This is a genomic window from Membranihabitans maritimus, assembly GCF_021729145.1.
Classification (GTDB): Bacteria; Bacteroidota; Bacteroidia; order Chitinophagales; family Saprospiraceae; genus Membranihabitans; species Membranihabitans maritimus.
The window spans coordinates 1-276 of the sequence record NZ_JAJSLW010000104.1 but is presented as its reverse complement, the minus strand read 5'-3'; the positions used below and the strand labels follow the sequence as shown (position 1 = coordinate 276).

Genomic DNA, 276 nt, shown 5'->3' with positions numbered 1-276 from the left:
CACCGTATCTTCCATATACCCTACAAACGACTCCGCCGTCATCATTGGCAATCGCAATACCACAATCGTATCCGTCAGCGTAAACAATTCACCCCCTTTATTGAATACCTCCCACGTACGATAAATAATCTCCGATGTATCACTGGCTTCATTGCAATGGATCACCTCTACCCAATCCGGCTGTGCCTTCACGGAATACGGGGTTGAACTACTCCGTGTATTGATTGTACTACACGGGATAATCACCAATGGCTCGTGATCTTCCGGTGACGGTAC

At 47.5% G+C, this 276-nt stretch carries 1 protein-coding gene; it reads right to left on the bottom strand.

All coding sequences use genetic code 11. The features are described 5' to 3' along the window. A partial coding sequence (locus LVD47_RS23495; protein ID WP_236981166.1) for a hypothetical protein occupies nt 1–276 on the bottom strand: 276 nt, incomplete at both ends.